This is a genomic window from Kribbella sp. NBC_01510, from assembly GCF_045040325.1.
Classification (GTDB): Bacteria; Actinomycetota; Actinomycetes; order Propionibacteriales; family Kribbellaceae; genus Kribbella.
The window spans coordinates 5,897,084-5,913,129 of the sequence record NZ_CP109418.1 but is presented as its reverse complement, the minus strand read 5'-3'; the positions used below and the strand labels follow the sequence as shown (position 1 = coordinate 5,913,129).

The following is a 16,046-nucleotide window of genomic DNA, read 5'->3' as shown; positions in this document are numbered from 1 at the left end:
ACCGGACTGGCAAAGGCTATTGCACCGGTGGTGCAGGCTCTGACGCGGCAGGTTGCGATGTGGTTGCAACCGGCTCGCTGCGCCAGGTGGTGGCAGCGAGGATGGCGCAGGCCAGCGCGGCACCGATCAGCCAGGCCGCGGCGGGAGTCCAGGTGTGCAGTTCGAGCGGCGCCGAGATCAGATCACCGGGCTTGGCCGCCTGCAGCCGCGGCTGCAGCGGATCGTGGCCGAGCAGCATGCCGACACCCCAGCAGATGCCGGAGCCCAGGCACGCGCCGAGCGTCACGATCGCGACCGACCACGGTCCGTAGTTCCGCAGCCACCAGAAGAGCGCCCCACCGAGCACGAGCGCGACCAGGAACCCGATCGCGGTGAACGTGCCATCCGGACCGAAGATCCGGGTCATCTGCTCCTCCCCCAGCGCTCCACCGTTCTCGTCCACGGTGTACTGCGCCAGCGGCGAGAACTGCTGCCACGCCCACCCGGCCACCACACCGGCGGCCAGGAACACCACGACGGTCACCACGATCGCCTTCGCCCACGGCATCTCCGGCTCCGGCGGCTGCGGCGTACCAAAGGGCCCACCTGCAGGTGGGGGTGCATACGGCGAAGGCTGCCCGGGCTGCTGTGGCAACGACGGCTGCACTGGTTGACTCACCTCGACAGTGTGGCCCATGCCCGGTAGCCGCACCCCACCGACCCGCTCCGGCGCGCCTGCGCGCTTTCCCTCGGACCCAAGTTCTAGTCGCGTCGGCGCTCGGGCCGTTCCAGGAGCACCTCAGGCACCACTCCGGCCACCCTCGCTCAACTCTCCCGCCTTTCGGTCATGATCCTCAGCTGGCCAGGCAGGAGGGGCCGAGGAGCGCCTTCAGATCCGCCATCAGCGAGGCGGTCGGCGTGACTCTGAACTGATCGCCGATCCGTAGCACCGTCGTCTTCTGCCGACCTTGCAGCCGGAGGTGCACCTCGGTCATTCCCGGGTGTGACCGCAACACATCACGGAGACCATCTGCCACCGGTTGAGTGCACCGGTTCTCCGCCATCGTGATCACCACCGGACCGCTCGGGCCCTCGGTCAGGTCCGGCACGATCACCTCGGAGCCGCTCAGCTCGACCCGGTCCTCGCGACGACGCAGCCGCCCCTTCATCAAGATGATCGCGTCGTTGCTCAGCAGGTGCGCGTGCAGCTGGTACGCCGAGGAGAACATCATCACCTCGATCGAACCCTCGAGGTCCTCGATGGTGACGATCGCGTAGATGTCGCCGCGCTTGTTCACCTTCCGCTGGACTGCGGTGACCAGGCCGCCGATCGTCACCTGGGTGCCGTCCGGCCGGTCCTCGTCGGCGAGCAGCTGACCGATCGTGCAGTCGCTGCCGTTGGTGAGCACGTGCTCGACGCCGAACAGCGGGTGATCGGACACGTAGAGACCGAGCATGTCGCGCTCGTGCGCGAGCTTGGTCGCCTTGTCCCACTCCTCGATCTCGGGGACGGTGACGGTGAGCCGGCTGTTGCCTTCGCCCTCGTCGGCGTCGTCGCCCATCGAGAACAGGTCGAACTGGCCGTGCGCCTCGTTCCGCTTCAGGTCGATCGCTTCGTCGACGGCCTGCTCGTGCACCGCGACGACCGCGCGCCGGGCGTGGTTCATCGAGTCAAACGAGCCGGCCTTCGCCAGCGACTCGATCACCCGCTTGTTGCAGACCGGCAGCGACACCTTGTCGATGAAGTCGACGAAGTCGGTGAACCGGCCCTTCTCCTCGCGGGCCGCGACGATCTCGGCTACCACGTTCACGCCGACGTTGCGGATCGCGGACAGGCCGAACCGGATGTCGGTGCCGACCGGGGTGAAGTTCGAGTCCGACTCGTTGACGTCGGGCGGCAGCACCTTGATGCCCATCCGGCGGCACTCGTTCAGATAGATGGCCATCTTGTCCTTGTCGTCCTTCACGGACGTCAGGACGGCGGCCATGTACTCCGCCGGATAGTTGGCCTTCAGGTACGCCGTCCAGTACGAAACCAGACCGTACGCCGCGGAGTGTGCCTTGTTGAACGCGTAGTCGGAGAACGGGACCAGCACGTCCCACAGCGCCTTGATCGACGCGGCGCTGAAGCCGTTCTCCTTCATCCCGGCCTCGAAGCCGACGTACTCGGCGTCGAGCACTTCCTTCTTCTTCTTGCCCATCGCCTTGCGGAGCAGATCCGCCTTGCCCAGGCTGTAGCCGGCCAGCTCCTGGGCGATTTTCAGCACCTGCTCCTGGTACACGATCAGGCCGTACGTCGGGCCGAGGATCGGCGTCAGCGCCTCTTCCAGCTCCGGGTGCAGGTAGGTGATCTCCTGCTGCCCGTTCTTCCGCAGCGCATAGTTGGTGTGGGAGTTCGCGCCCATCGGGCCGGGCCGGTAGAGCGCGCCGACGGCCGAGATGTCCTCGAAGCCGTCCGGCTTCATGAGTCGCAGCAAGGCCCGCATCGGGCCGCCGTCGAACTGGAACACACCGAGTGTGTCGCCGCGACCGAGCAGCTCGAAGGTCGGAGCGTCGTCCAGGCTCTTGGCCAGCACGTCCAGGTCCAGCGTGATACCGCGGCTGGCCTCGACGTTCTTGATCGCGTCGTCCATGATCGTCAGGTTGCGCAGGCCCAGGAAGTCCATCTTGACCAGGCCGAGCGTCTCGCAGCTCGGGTAGTCGAACTGGGTGATGATCTGGCCGTCCTGCTCGCGGCGCATGATCGGGATCAGGTCGATCAGCGGCTCGCTGGACATGATCACGCCGGCCGCGTGCACTCCCCACTGGCGCTTCAGGTTCTCCAGGCCGCGGGCGGTGTCGACGATCTTGCGGACGTCCTGGTCGGACTCGTACAGCTGCCGGAACTCGCCCGCCTCGGAGTACCGCTTGTGCTGCGGGTCGAAGATGCCGGACAGCGGCACGTCCTTGCCCATCACCGCGGGGGGCATCGCCTTGGTGATCCGGTCGCCCATCGCGAACGGGTAGTCCAGCACCCGGCCGGCGTCCTTGATCGCCTGCTTGGCCTTGATCGTGCCGTAGGTGACGATCATCGCGACCCGGTCGTCGCCGTACTTCTCGGTGACGTAGCGGATCACCTCGGGGCGGCGGCGGTCGTCGAAGTCGATGTCGAAGTCGGGCATCGACATCCGCTCCGGGTTCAGGAAGCGCTCGAAGATCAGGCCGTGCTGGAGCGGGTCGAGGTCGGTGATCCGCATCGCGTACGCGCACATCGAACCGGCGCCGGAACCACGGCCCGGACCAACCCGGATGCCGTGCTCCTTGGCCCAGTTGATGAAGTCCGCGACGACCAGGAAGTAGCCCGCGTAGCCCTTCGAGGTGATGACCTCGATCTCGTACTCCGCCTGCTTGCGGACGTGGTCCGGGACGCCGCCGGGATAGCGCTTGTGCAGGCCGGTCTCGACCTCGGCGACGAACCAGGACTCCTCGTTGTGCCCGTCCGGGCAGGGGAACCGCGGCATGAACCGGCCCTCGCCCTCGGTGAAGCTGACGTCGCACTGCTCGGCGATCAGCAGCGTGTTGTCACACGCCTCCGGAAGGTCCCGGAACAATTCGCGCATCTGTTCCGGCGCCTTGAGGTAGAACTCCTGGCCGTCGAACTTGAACCGGTTCGGATCCGACAGGGTCGATGCGGACTGAACGCACAGCAACGCGGCATGCGCGGGGGCGTCCTCCTGGTGCGTGTAGTGCAGGTCGTTGGTCGCGACCAGCGGCAGGTTGAGGTCCTTGGCGAGTCGGAGCAGGTCCTCCTGCGTCCGCCGCTCGATGTCGATACCGTGATCCATCACTTCGCAGTAGAAATTCTCCGCGCCGAAGATGTCCCGAAACTCGGCGGCTGCCGCGACGGCCTCCTTGTATTGGCCAAGTCGCAGCCGGGTTTGCACCTCCCCGCCGACGCACCCGGTCGTCGCGATCAGACCCTGGCCGTAAGTCTGCAGCAGCTCCCGATCCATCCGAGGTTTGAAGTAGTAGCCCTCGAGGCTGGCCAGCGAGGCCATCCTGAAGAGGTTGTGCATGCCCCCGGTGTTCTTCGCGAGCAGGGTCATGTGTGTGTAGGAGCCACCGCCCGACACATCCTCGCTGCTGTTGTTACTGGCGTCCCCCCACTTGACTCTGCGCCGCTCGGTGCGGTGGGTTCCTGGCGTGAGGTACGCCTCGCAGCCGATGATCGGCTTGACGTCGTACTTCCGCGCGGTCCGCCAGAACTCGTACGCGCCGAAGACGAACCCGTGGTCCGTCGTCGCCAGCGCCGGCATGCCCTTCTCGGCTGCGGCTTTGAACAGCTCGTCGATCCGCGCGGCACCGTCCAGCATGGAGTACTCGGTGTGGTTGTGCAGGTGCACGAAGCTGTCGCTGGACGCCATTCGACGCGGACCTCCCAGGGCGTGTGTGAGCGGGACTGAGCCAGCCTAAACGGCGCCATGGACAGTCTCTCAACCGCCGCTCCGGCCAGTCCCACGGCCGCCCGATATCCGGTCGTGGACCAGACCACGATCACACCAGTTGCCGTGCCCCGCCGGCCGCGGCAACTGGCCGGCGAGGCAGGCCCTCCATCCGCCCCAGCCGGAGGGATTCGGAGCGGATGGATCGGCCGACCTGGCGCCGAGCAGGGGTCTCAGGACGCCAGGTCAGCCGGCTTAGGTACCGTCTGGCAGGAGGGTCCAGACGGCACTGTTCGGGGGAAGCTTCTCGCCCGCTTCGGTGTCGCTGGCGATCAGCACTACGCCCTCGACCGGGTTGCAGACCGGTCGGGACGAACAGTTCACAACGCACGCGAGTCCGTCGCCGCGAGTGAACGCGAGTACGCCGGGCTCCGTCGGCAGCCATCGGAAGTCGCCGAAGGCGAGCGCCGGGATCCGGTGCCGCAGAGCCAGCGCCTCGCGATAGAGATGCAGCATCGAGTCACCACTGCCCAGCAACAGGTCCGCCGCGTGCTCCGCGAACCAGTCCGGCTGCGGAAGCCACGTCGTACCCCGAGTGCCGTCCGGTGAGAACCCGAAGGAGTCGTGTGCTGCTGTCCACGGTAGCGGTACCCGACAACCGTCCCGCCCGCGTCGCACGCCGCCACTGCGGTGGAACATCGGATCGGTCAGCAGATGCTCCGGCAGATCCGTGACCTCGGGCAGTCCCAGCTCCTCACCTTGATAGAGGTACGACGATCCCGGCAGGGCCAGCATCAGCAGCGCCGCCGCACGCGCCCGGGCCAGGCCGAGGTCGAGATCGCCGGGTCCGGCACCCGGTGCTCCGCCGGCGTACCGGGTGACGGACCTCGGCATGTCGTGGTTGTTCAGCACCCAGGCGACGGAAGATCCGGACCCGGCGATCGTCCCGAGCCCCCGGTCGATCACGTCATGCAGCGCCTGGTCGTCCCACTCGGCGCGGAGGAACTCGAAGAAGAAGGTCTGATGCAGCTCGTCCGGGCGCTGGTACTGCGCGAGCTGATCGGTGTCCAGGAGGCCGACCTCGCCGACCAGGACCCGCTCACGGCCGGTCCGCCGGGAGTATTCCTCCGCGATCGCTCGCCAACTGCGCCACACCTCGTGCACCTCGGGCTGGTTCCAGGCGTGCGGGTTGACCGGATCGCCGGTGAGTTCGTCGTGCTCGGCGTGCTCGTGGTCGGGCAGCCCCTCGGCCTTGTGCAGTCCGTGGGCGACGTCGATCCGCAGCCCGTCCACGCCGCGGTCGAGCCAGAAGCGCAGGACCTCCTCGAAGTACGACGAGACGTCCGGGTGCCGCCAGTTGAAGTCCGGCTGCTCGGCCGCGAACGTGTGCAGGAACCACTGGGTGTCTGACGCCCGCTGCCACGCGGACCCACCGAAGATCGACCGCCAATTGTTGGGTGGCAACTCGCCGTACTCACCTCGCCCGTCGGCGAAGTGGAAATGGGCCCGCTCCGGACTGCCCGGGCCGGCCGCGAGCGCCGCGCGGAACCAGGGATGCTCGATCGAGCAATGGTTCGGTACCACGTCGACGAGCACCTTCAGGTCGAGCCGGTGGGCGTCCCGGATCAGCCGGTCGAACGACTCGAGCGTCCCGTACTCCGGATGGACGCCGCGGTAGTCGGAGACGTCGTACCCGTGGTCGTGCTGCGGCGACGGATAGAACGGGTTGAGCCAGAGCGCGTCGACGCCGAGGCTGCGCAGGTACGGCAACCGGGCGCGGACGCCGTCGAGGTCGCCGATGCCGTCACCGTCGGAGTCGGCGAAGCTGCGGACGTAGACCTGGTAGACGACCGCGGTCTGCCACCAGTCGCGGGCGCTGCCCGGCAGGGGTGGGCAGCACACTTCGGCTGACATCGGGGTACCTCGGCAACGTGGGGGGAGGGGCAACGTTGTCAGCCACGATCCCGGCCGGACGGCGTACGGACATCGGGACACCTACGGATATCGCTACGTACGTCGTGCGAGTCCAACGTGGAAACGTTACCGATCGGGGTGCTCGGCGACCCAGCGGCCGACCTGGGCCCGGGAGCTGAAGCCGAGCTTGCTGAGGATGTGCTCGACGTGCGTCTCGACGGTCCGCTGGGAGATGACGAGGCGGGCGGCGATCTCCCGGTTGCTCAGCCCCTCGCCGACCAGGCCCGCGATCTCGTGCTCGCGCCGCGTCAGCCGGCCGGCCATCCCCGGCTTCGTGGCGGTCTCGCGTTCCTCCCCCAGCGCCAGCGCGACGGCCTGGTCGAACGAGTACGCGGCACCTTGCGCGAAGGCCCCGTCGAAGACCTCGTCGCCGACCACTGCGCGGATCCGCTGGGCGGTCGACTCGTCGAACTGACTGTACGGCGTCGTCTCGTCGACGTGCGCGCCGCTGGACCGCCAGACCGCGCGGGACGCGCCCGCCAGCCGGGCCGCCCGCTCGTCCGGCGCGGTCGACCCGGCGCACCACGACAGTGCCTGGACGCAGAAGCCGATCCCGGTGCGGTCGTTCATCGGCAGCCACAGCCGGATCGCCTCGCGGAACGCACGCGTGGCCGGCTCGAACTGGTCGTGGTCGCGCCACCGGACGATGCCGGTGCTCCACAGCGCGTAGGCCTTCGACGAGGCCGCGCTTCGGGACTCGGCCAGCTCGTAGGCCTGCCGGCTGAACTCCTCGACCCGCGGATCGCCGAGGAAGAAGGTTGCCGCGGACAACAAGATCAGCAGGTCGAACTCGCCCAGCTCGTCCTGGACCGCACGATAGCTCGCCAGGCCGCGCTCCAGCCGGGCGACGGCACCGGTGAGATCACCTTGGTAGATCAGCGCCTGCCCCTCCACCTCGGCGATCCGGGCCCGCAACTGCTCGTCGTCGTACCGCTCGGCGAGCTCCGCGCACTCGGCCAGCAGCCGGGTCGACTGCTCGGCCTCGCCCAGGAACATCGAGAGGTAGGCACCGGCCCAGATCCCCTTCGCCCTGGTCGGGGTCTGCTCCGGCGCGGCGTCGATCGCCAAGCTGAGGTAGCGATGCCCTTCGCGGAGGAACCCGGCGAACCAGAAGTTCCACAGCGGTGCCGCAATCTCCAGGGCGGCCGCGCCTTCACCCGGCTCGCTCAGGCAGAAATCGAGGGCGACCCGGAGGTTCTCGTGCTCGCGCCGCATCCGGATGTACCAGTCGGCCTGCCGCGGGCTGAAGCAGTCCGCCTCCCAGCGAGCCGCCAGCGTCCGGTAGTAGTCGCGGTGCCGGCGCTCGAACTCGCGGGTCTGGCCGGCGTCGGCCAGCCGTCGGCCGCCGTAGTGACACATGGTGCTGAGGATGTCGTACCAGGCGACGGCGTGGTCGGTGGCCACCGTGCGCATGATGACCGACTTGTTCACCAGGCCGGCAATCAGGTCGAGCACGTCGTCCCGCGGGACACCGTCGCCTGAGCAGATCTCCTCCACTGCTTCCAGGTCGAATCCGCCGGCGAAGACCGACAACCGCTCCCACAGCATCCGCTCCGCCGGGGAACACAGGTCGTAACTCCAGCCGATGGCTGCCTCCAGCGCCTGCTGCCTGGCCGGCCCGGCCGGTCGCCCGCCGGTCAGCAACCGGAAGCGGTCCTGGAGCCGGTCGATGATCTGCGCGAGCGACAGCGTCCGCATCCAGACCGCCGCCAGCTCGAGAGCCAGTGGTACGCCGTCCAACCGCCGGCACAGCTCGATCACTTGAGCCCGGTTGGTCTCATCGATCACGAACTCGGGCATCACCGCGCGGACGCGATCCGCGAAGAGAATCAAGGCCTCGTACTGGTCGGCGTCGGCGGCCGGCACCTCGGCCGTCGGCGTCGACAACGGTGGCACGGACAGGACCTGCTCACCTTCGACACCGAGCACGTGCCGGCTGGTGACCAGGATCCGCAGGTGCGGTGCCGCCGCCAGCAGCTTGCTCACCAGTACGGCGCACGCCTCGGCCAGGTGCTCACAGTTGTCGAGCACCAACAGCAGGTGCTTGTCCTCCAAGTACTCCGCCAGGTCGGCCGTCGGGTTGGCCGACACCTGGCTGAGCTCCAGCGTCCCGGCCAGAGTGTGTCCGAGCAGGGCAGGATCCTGCAGGGCGCCGAGTTCCACGAACCAGACTCCGTCGGGGAACGTCCGTCGTACCTCTGCCGCCATCCGGAGCGCGAGGCGGGTCTTGCCGACTCCTCCTGAACCGGTCAGCGTGAGCAGACGGCTACTCGACAGCAACCGCCTCGTTTCCGCCAGCGCACGACGCCGCCCCACGAAGCTCGTCAGCTCAGCCGGCAACCGGCCACGAGTCGGCGCCGCGGGCTTCGACTCAGCCATGCCTCAGCCTAGGCCGGATCCGCGCGCTTGAGACCGGCTCGAGGTCGCGGCCGTTCAGACGAGTTCGCGGTCGTCGCCGTTGACGAGGAGAGCCTGACCGTCCCGCAGCGGCAGATACGGTACGCCGGTGCGGTCGTAGAGGTCGGCGACCTTCGCGAGGAGTTCGGTCTCGGGGTGCCCGGGTGAGTCGAGGTGCGGGACGATCGCATGGTCGAGGACGCCGAGGCCGTCCCAGATCACCTCACCGTCGACCGCGCCGGCGTCGTCACACAGCTCGAGTCCGCGCAGGCTGGGCGCCAGAACACACGGTCCGGCGCTGTAGCCGGCGTACACGAGCCGCTCGGTGCGGATCAGCTCGGGGAGAATCTGATCGGCGCCTGAGCGTGCCATGGCTGCTCGGAGGACGAAGACGTTGCCGCCGCGGACCCAGACACCGTCGTAGCGCGAGAGCTCCGCACGGAGGTCGGTCGGCTGGCGGAGGTCGACTTCCTCCGCGCGCAGGCCCAAGGCAGTCAGCCAGGTGATCTCGTCCGCGACCTTCGCCCGGCGTACGCCGGGATCCTCGGTGTCGATCGAGTTGCAGACGACCGCGACCCGGCCGTTCGGTGGGAGGAGCGCGACGAGGCGGTCGGGGTGGTCGCCGAGGCGGAAGGAGGACAGGTAGAGCTTCATTGCGCGTCGACGAGCAGATCCAGCGCGTGGTCGAGGTCGTCCGGGTACTTCGAGGTGAACTCGACGTACTCGCCGGTGCCGGGGTGGGTGAAGCCGAGGCGCATGGCGTGCAGCCACTGGCGGGTGAGTTGGAGACGCTCGGCGAGGACCGGGTCGGCGCCGTACGTGAGGTCGCCGCAGCACGGGTGACCGATCGCGGACATGTGTACCCGGATCTGGTGCGTGCGGCCGGTCTCCAGCGTGATCTCCAGCAGCGTGGCGAACCGGAACGCCTCGAGCGTCTCGTAGTGCGTGACGCTCGGCTTGCCGCCGGCCACGACGCCGAACTTGTAGTCGTGGTGCGGGTGCCGGTCGATCGGCGCGTCCACCGTGCCGGTGAACGGGTCGGGATGCCCTTGGACCAGCGCGTGGTAGATCTTCTTGACCGTGCGCTCCTTGAAGGCGCGCTTGAGCACCGTGTACGCGTACTCGGTCTTCGCGACGACCATCAGCCCGGACGTGCCGACGTCGAGCCGGTGCACGATGCCCTTACGCTCGGCCGCGCCGCTGGTGGAGATGTTGAAGCCTGCGCCGGCCAGATGGCCGATCACCGTCGGGCCGGTCCACCCCGGTGACGGGTGCGCGGCGACCCCGACCGGTTTGTCGACCACCACGATCTCGTCGTCGTCGTACACGATCCGGAGGTTGTCCACAGTCTCCGGTACGACGGTCACCTCGCCGGGCGGAGGTGGTAGCTCCACGTCGAGCAGTACGCCGGCCGACACCCGGGACGACTTGGGTGCCGGGGCGCCGTCGACCTGGACCAGACCGGACTCGATCAGCTCCGCGGCCTTGGTCCGGGACACACCGAACAGCCGCGACAGCGCCGCGTCCAACCGCTCGCCCGCGAGTCCGTCCGGCACCATCACGGTCCGCGAACTCACTTGCGCTGCTCCCGGGTGCCGTCGAGCTTGACCCCACGCAGGGTCTGGATCACCAGCAGGATCGCGGCCGACGTGACCGCCATGTCCGCGACGTTGAAGATCGCCCAGTGCGGGGTCTGCAGGAAGTCGACCACGTGCCCGTGGAACGGTGAGGGCTCGCGGAAGATCCGGTCCATGATGTTCCCGACCGCGCCTCCGAACAGCAGCCCGAACGCCACCGCCCAGCCCGCCGACCCCAGCCGCCGGGACAGGTAGACGACCCCGACCGCCACAGTGATCTGCACGGCACTGATGTACGGCGTGTAGCCCGACCCGAGACTGAAGGCGGCGCCGGAGTTCCGGATCAGGTTGAACTTGAGCAAGCTCCCGACCACGTTCACCGGCTCACCCGGCGTCAGATGCGCCAAGGCCAGAGCCTTCGTCAGCTGGTCCAGGAGCAGGATCAGCAATCCGACCCCGCCGAACAGCGCGGTCCACTTCCAGGACTTCCGCCCCGCCTCGCCGCCATCGCCGGCGGGCTCGGCGGGCGAGCCGGCGGTTGCGTCACCGGCCCCGGCATCGGGGGGTGAGGACGACGGAGAACCGGCCGACTGTGCGTCGGCCGGCTCCGGTGGCTCTGCGTCCCCCGCCTGACGGGACGAGACGGGTTCCTTCAGCGGCGTTCTTCGCGTTCTTTGCATGACACGCACAGTGTCGCACGGGGGAACGCCTGCAACCGACCCTTGCCGATCGCGTTGCCGCAGCTCTCGCACACGCCGTACGTGCCGTCGTCGATCTTCGCCAGGGCGCGCTCGATCTGGTCGAGCATGTCCCGGGCGTTGTTCGCCAGCGACATCTCGTGGTCGCGCTCCAGCGTGGTGGAGCCGACGTCGGCCTGGTCGTTCCCGGCGCCGTCACCACCGTCCCGGAGCAGTCCGACGATCTCCTGCTCGGCGTCGTGGATTTCCTTCCTCAGGTGCACCACGTCGGCTTCCAGCTCGCCGCGGAGCTCGGCCAGCTCGGCCGCGGTCCACGGGGTCTCGCCGGACTTCACCGTGAGGGTCTCTGCCTTGTGTGCTGCGGACTTGGCCGGCGCCGTTGCCGGAGTCCTGTTCTCGTTCGTCTTCATGGCCACCCTCTTCGTCGGAGCATGCTTGGCAGGGGTCTTCTTGGCCGGAGCCTTCTTGGCCGCGGCGGTCGATGTCGACTTCTTCGCCGCGGAAGTCTTCGTGGCCGGCGAGGTCTTCGCCGGTGCCTTCTTGCGGGCCGTGGTCGTGGCCGGCTCGGTCGTCTTCTTCGCGGCACTCTTCTTGGCCGCGGCAGTGCGTTGGGGGGCGGTCTTCTTGGGAGCCGATGTAGCCATGGTCAGCTACCCCCTGCCTTCGTCGGTGACTGAAGCGGACTGGTCGCAAGACACTAGGCCACGTGTTCACCACGTGCCAGTCCGACGCGCAGACCGTGGGGATACGGTAGTCGGTTCTTCAAGCCCACTCGATGTTCCGCGCGTCACAGCGAAACTGACAGAAATTCGGTTATCCCCTGGCTCAGCCGAGCAGTTGTTTCAATCTCGGCCGGATGTCGCTCTCCTCCCCCTCCACCTCGACCACCTTGTCCCGGCTGGTCGCTCCCCGCACCAACGTCACCCCAGAGCGTCGTACGCCGAACGCGGTAGCAACTGCCTGCAGGACAGCCTTCGTCGCCTGTCCCTCCACCGCACGGGCTGCCACCGCGACCACCAGGGCCGGACCAGACGGTCCGTCGTACCGGCCCCCGACCGCGGTCCGTGAAGCTCCCGGCCGCACCCGCAGGAGAATTCTCATCCCTGAATTCCTACCTGACCACCGATTAACGATTCGTAGTTGCCTGGTACTACGCCGTACACTGACAACCGCGATCCGCAAGGCAGTGATGGGGCAATCACCCCTGAGCCGCCGGAAGAACAGTCCGCAAGGACCTATTAGAACCGGCAGCGTGTCGTAAAGGAAGTGGGTGACCACACTCTGGGTCACCAAGGAGGGTGGTACCGCGCGGTAGCAGGCGACACGCCTGGTGCTTCGTCCCTCGTCAGCAGTCACTGGCGACGAAGGACACGGACGATGGCGGCAGACACCCCGGAAACTCCCTGGCGGCAGGTCCCGGCCCAGGTTGACTTCCCCGCGCTCGAGCGAGAGATGCTCACCCTCTGGGACGAGCACGACACCTTCGCCAAGAGCCTCGAACAGTCCGCCGGCGGACAGCCGTGGACGTTCTTCGAGGGTCCCCCGACCGCGAACGGGATGCCCGGCACCCATCACATCGAGGCGCGCGTCTTCAAGGACGTCTTCCCGCGCTACCGGACCATGAAGGGCTTCTGGGTCGAGCGCAAGGCCGGCTGGGACTGCCACGGTCTGCCGGTCGAGGTCGCGGTGGAGAAGGAACTCGGCTTCAACGGCAAGAACGACATCGAGGCGTACGGCATCGCCGAGTTCAACGCCAAGTGCCGTGCGTCGGTGCTGCGGCATGTGGACGCGTTCAACGAGCTCACCGTCCGGATGGGCTACTGGGTCGACCTCGAGCACCCGTACCGGACCATGGACCCCGAGTACGTCCAGTCCGTCTGGTGGTCGCTCAAGCAGGTGCACGACAAGGGCCTGCTGGTCGAGGACTACCGCATCACGCCGTACTGCCCCCGCTGCGGCACCGGTCTGTCCGACCACGAGCTCGCGCAGGGCTACGAGACTGTCGTCGACCCCTCGGTCTATGTCCGCTTCCCGCTGACCTCCGGTCCACTGGCCGGCAAGGCGTCACTGCTGGTCTGGACGACGACTCCATGGACACTCGTGTCAAACACTGCGGTCGCAGTGCACCCAGACGTCCAGTACGTCGTCGCCACCGACGGCAACGAGTCCCTGGTGGTGGCCGAGCCGCTACTGGACAAGCTGGGCGAGGGCTGGACGGTGACCGGTCAGTACGGCGGTCGCGAGATGGAGCGGTGGACATACCAGCGGCCGTTCGAGCTGGTGGAGTTCCCCGAGCCGGCGCACTACGTCGTACTGGCTGAGTACGTGACCACCGAGGACGGCACCGGTCTGGTGCACCAGTCCCCCGCGTTCGGCGCGGACGACCTCGCGGTGAGCCGCGCCTACAACCTGCCGGTCGTCAACCCGGTGGACGCGAGCGGTCACTTCAACGCCGACGTCCCGCTGGTCGGCGGGCAGTTCTTCAAGAAGGCCGACGAGGATCTGGTCAAGGACCTCGCCGCGCGCGGCATCCTGTTCAAGCACGTGCCGTACGAGCACCCGTACCCGCACTGCTGGCGCTGCCACACCCCGGTCATGTACTACGCCCTCCCGTCCTGGTACATCCGCACCACGCAGGTGAAGGACGCCCTGCTCCGGGAGAACGAGAAGACCAACTGGTACCCGGACTCGGTCAAGTGGGGCCGGTACGGCGACTGGCTGCGGAACAACATCGACTGGGCCGTCTCCCGCTCGCGCTACTGGGGTACGCCGCTGCCGATCTGGCGCTGCGAGGACGACCACCAGGTGTGCGTCGGCTCGCTGGCCGAGCTCGGTGAACTGGCCGGACGGGACCTGAGCGAGACCGATCCGCATCGGCCGTACGTCGACGACATCACCTTCGACTGCCCGACCTGTGGCGCCGAGGCTCGCCGGGTGCCCGAGGTGATCGACGCCTGGTACGACTCGGGTGCGATGCCGTTCGCGCAATGGGGCTACCCGTGGGCCGAGGGGTCGAAGGAGAAGTTCGAGCAGACGTACCCCGCCGACTTCATCTCCGAGGCGATCGACCAGACCCGTGGCTGGTTCTACACGCTGATGGCGATCGGCACGCTGGTCTTCGACGAGTCGTCGTACCGCAACGTCGTCTGCCTCGGCCACATCCTGGCCGAGGACGGCCGGAAGATGTCCAAGCACCTGGGCAACATCCTCGAGCCGATCCCGCTGATGGACGACCACAGCGCGGACGCGGTGCGCTGGTTCATGGCCGCGTCCGGCTCGCCCTGGAAGGCACGCGGCATCGGGCCGAACGTGCTGAACGAGATCGTCCGGAAGGTGCTGCTCACCTACTGGAACACGGTCGCGTTCCACGCCCTGTACGCGCGGCTGGCCGACTGGTCCCCCACGGACGCCCCGGCGGTCGCCGAGCGCTCGGTGCTGGACCGCTGGCTGGTGAGCGAGACCCACCGGCTGGTCCGGGACACCGACGAGGCGTACGCGGCGTTCGACACACAGCGGCTCGGTCTGCTGATCAACTCGTTCGTCGACGTGCTCTCGAACTGGTACGTACGCCGTTCCCGCCGCCGGTTCTGGTCCGGTGACGCCGGCGCACTGGCGACGCTGCACGAGACGCTCGACGTGCTCACCCGGGTGATGGCGCCGCTGATGCCGTTCGTCACCGAGCGGGTCTGGCAGGACGTGTTCCGCCCGGTCACGCCCGGCCTGCCGGAGTCGGTGCACCTGGCCGCGTTCCCGACGTACGACGAGACGCTGATCGACGACGTCCTCGCGCAGCACGTGTCGATGGCCAAGCGGGTCGTCGAGCTCGGCCGGTCGGCGCGGGCGGAGGCGAAGGTGCGCACGCGCCAGCCGCTGTCCCGGGCGCTCGTCGGATCGGCCGCGATCGCGGACCTGTCCCCCGAGCTGCTCCGGGAGATCGCCGACGAGCTCAACGTGGGCGCGGTGGAACCGCTGTCCTCGGCGGGTGCGGATCTGGTCGAGTTCTCCGCGAAGGGCAACTTCCGCGAGCTCGGCAAGCGGTTCGCGAAGCAGACGCCGGTGGTCGCCGCCGCGATCGCCGCGGCCGACGCCGCCGCCCTGGCCGCCTCCTTCAAGGAGTCGGGTAAGGCGACGGTCGTCGTCGATGGCGAGAACGTCGAGGTGGGCGAGGCCGACGTACTGCTGTCGGAGCGGCCGAAGGAAGGCTGGTCCGTGGTGAACGAGCAGGGCGAGACCGTCGCCCTCGACCTCGAGGTGACCCCGGAGCTCAAGCAGGCCGGCCTGGCCCGCGAGGTGGTCCGGACGTTGCAGGAGGCCCGGAAGAACGCCGGCCTCGAGGTGTCGGACCGGATCAAGGTCTGGCTGACCTCGACCGACGCCGACCTGACCGATGCCCTCGGCAAGCACGCCGACGAGATCGCCCGCGAGGTGCTCGCCGTCGAGCTGGCCCAGTCGGCACCGTCGGAGTCCGCGGACGTTGCCACCGGCACCGAAGAGGACCTGCAGCTCACCTACTGGCTGACCAAGGCCTGACCACCCCAGCCACCCACCTGCCCGTCCGCCCTTTCCGTCCGATGGGTCAGCCCACCAGACGGTGGGTTGGCCCACCGGAATCAGGTGGGCCAACCCACCCGCAGATGGGTCAGCCCACCGGACAGGGACGGTGAACCGGGCGAGGCTATGTCTTGTCCATACACCCCGGACAGGTGGCTTCCTGACTGATGGGCGGGGTCAGGGTTGCTCGTCGGACGACGGATCCACCGCACGTGCGCGAGCCTCGGACACGACAGCGGGACCCGGGACAGCTGACCAGCTGTCCCAACTCCCCAGGAGATGTCCGCACTCCCGCGCGCAGATCCCGCTGCGCCACCACCCCGGACCGAGAACCCCCACCCCGCCACCCGCGCGGACACCGAGTCGTGGATTCCGCATCAGGACTGCCGCGCCCCGAGCATCGGGTAGCAGGTGCTGGAGCAGCTTGGCTCCATGTCCCCACTGTGGGG

The 16,046-nt window shown here is 68.2% G+C and carries 10 protein-coding genes; 1 reads left to right on the top strand and 9 read right to left on the bottom strand.

The genetic code is table 11. The features are described from left to right. Positions 1–16: 16 nt before the first annotated feature. The 9 genes from OG558_RS29435 to OG558_RS29395 form a co-directional block, all read right to left on the bottom strand. Positions 17–658: a hypothetical protein gene (locus tag OG558_RS29435; protein WP_405065893.1), complete on the bottom strand. Its 642-nt coding sequence runs from the start codon at positions 656–658 to the stop codon at positions 17–19. A gap of 175 nt (positions 659–833) precedes the next feature. Beyond that, entirely contained in the window at positions 834–4,382 is a 3,549-nt protein-coding gene (gene dnaE / locus OG558_RS29430) for a DNA polymerase III subunit alpha (protein WP_329475856.1), read from the bottom strand. Between the two features lie 273 nt (positions 4,383–4,655). After that, positions 4,656–6,314, bottom strand: coding sequence for a glycoside hydrolase family 13 protein (locus OG558_RS29425; protein ID WP_405065892.1), 1,659 nt, complete (start codon positions 6,312–6,314; stop codon positions 4,656–4,658). A gap of 126 nt (positions 6,315–6,440) precedes the next feature. After that, on the bottom strand, positions 6,441–8,753 hold the full coding sequence (locus tag OG558_RS29420; protein WP_405065891.1) for an ATP-binding protein: 2,313 nt from the start codon (positions 8,751–8,753) through the stop codon (positions 6,441–6,443). 54 nt (positions 8,754–8,807) lie between these two features. After that, positions 8,808–9,425: a Type 1 glutamine amidotransferase-like domain-containing protein gene (locus OG558_RS29415; protein WP_405065890.1), complete on the bottom strand. Its 618-nt coding sequence runs from the start codon at positions 9,423–9,425 to the stop codon at positions 8,808–8,810. Continuing rightward, positions 9,422–10,330 (bottom strand): RluA family pseudouridine synthase, encoded by a 909-nt coding sequence (locus tag OG558_RS29410; RefSeq protein WP_329484892.1) that lies wholly within the window; start codon positions 10,328–10,330, stop codon positions 9,422–9,424. Before OG558_RS29410 ends, OG558_RS29415 begins: the two co-directional genes overlap by 4 nt. Positions 10,331–10,344: 14 nt before the next feature. Continuing rightward, on the bottom strand, positions 10,345–11,028 hold the full coding sequence (lspA, locus tag OG558_RS29405) for a signal peptidase II (protein ID WP_405065889.1): 684 nt from the start codon (positions 11,026–11,028) through the stop codon (positions 10,345–10,347). Further along, positions 11,001–11,690: a TraR/DksA family transcriptional regulator gene (locus tag OG558_RS29400; RefSeq protein ID WP_329475851.1), complete on the bottom strand. Its 690-nt coding sequence runs from the start codon at positions 11,688–11,690 to the stop codon at positions 11,001–11,003. The genes lspA and OG558_RS29400 overlap by 28 nt, the downstream gene beginning before the upstream one ends. 181 nt (positions 11,691–11,871) lie before the next feature. After that, entirely contained in the window at positions 11,872–12,147 is a 276-nt protein-coding gene (locus OG558_RS29395) for a DUF167 domain-containing protein (RefSeq protein ID WP_405065888.1), read from the bottom strand. A gap of 276 nt (positions 12,148–12,423) precedes the next feature. Here OG558_RS29395 and ileS point away from each other — a divergent pair, with 276 nt between their 5' ends. Continuing rightward, positions 12,424–15,576, top strand: a complete 3,153-nt coding sequence (ileS, locus tag OG558_RS29390; RefSeq protein ID WP_405065887.1) for an isoleucine--tRNA ligase — start codon at positions 12,424–12,426, stop codon at positions 15,574–15,576. The last annotated feature ends 470 nt before the right edge of the window (positions 15,577–16,046 follow it).